Origin of the sequence: Syntrophaceticus schinkii (genome assembly GCF_000946815.1) — a bacterium.
In the GTDB taxonomy this organism is placed as follows: domain Bacteria; phylum Bacillota; class DSM-12270; order Thermacetogeniales; family Thermacetogeniaceae; genus Syntrophaceticus; species Syntrophaceticus schinkii.
Genome location: NZ_CDRZ01000208.1, coordinates 1 through 995 on the forward strand (window position 1 = coordinate 1; position 995 = coordinate 995).

Sequence of the window (995 nt, forward strand, 5' to 3'; positions counted from 1 at the left end):
TTCTGAAGAAGTATCCTTTACCTACGCCCCGCATATATGTGAATATTTACGATGTCAAGGGTAGAATCTTTGCGTGAGCTCCGTGAATAATGACTACGGAGAGCCGTATGCGTTAATAGCGCACGTACGGTTCGATGAGGGGTAGGGGTACAATTGCATGGCCAGTAGCGCATGGCTGGGATATTAAGGCACTGCCAGACGAAAGGGGCAGATAATGGACTGTCCCGACCTAAACGCTACCAGGAGGCGAGAGACCCCGCCTACTCTACGAGCGACCAAGCTAGGTCGTGACACTTAGTGGGTGGGAATCCCACCGGGCAAGGTTTAGCCAACCACCCGTAGCCAGCCTTGGAGCATAGCTGGTAACAGCTATGTTTAAGCGTAGGCAGGCGAGACAGCGGGCCGAAAGCCGCAAGGTTGAAGGGATTGAGCTTCGAAATGGTGCGAGATGGGAAGGCCGATTCTTTCCGTCCTGAAGAAGGCAGCATTTCGGCAGGCGATAGAGGCGAGCAGGCCGGAACTTCCCCGGAGTCAAAGACCTTGGCACGCTGTACACAGTTGGGTTACGGCAACTTGGGAGACCCTGCGGGCTCTTCCGAAGAGGGAGTATGGCAGACAAGCGATACAAAGTGAGGAAGCCAAAAGGCGCGCAGGGAGTCGGATTACTGCATAGTACCGATGAAGCAGGGTAACTCCTGTAGAGGAAAGGCAGTAGCGGAGTCATTACCCTTGGAAGGGGGACACTAACTCACCGGAGGAGAGTAAGTAGTGGAAACGAAACTGACAAGGATAGCGGAGAAAGCAAGAGAAAACCCAAAGCTAAAATTCACAACACTAGTCCATCTAATCAATGAAGAAACGCTCATGGCAGCCCATATGGGCATGCCGGAACGAAAAGCGTCCGGGGTGGACGGAGTAAGTAAGGCAGAATATGAAGAGAGTCTAGAAGCAAATGTGAAAGACCTGGTAGATAGACAAGGATGAAGAGACAGGCC

The 995-nt window shown here is 52.4% G+C and carries 2 protein-coding genes; both read left to right on the plus strand.

From position 1 onward, the window contains the following. Window positions 1–426 precede the first annotated feature (426 nt). The gene (locus tag SSCH_RS07520) at window positions 427–633 is read left to right on the plus strand and encodes a hypothetical protein (protein ID WP_198142269.1); all 207 of its coding nucleotides are present in this window, start codon (window positions 427–429) and stop codon (window positions 631–633) included. A 135-nt stretch (window positions 634–768) separates the two neighbouring features. Then, window positions 769–984 (plus strand): hypothetical protein, encoded by a 216-nt coding sequence (locus tag SSCH_RS07525; protein ID WP_044664926.1) that lies wholly within the window; start codon window positions 769–771, stop codon window positions 982–984. Window positions 985–995: the final 11 nt, after the last annotated feature.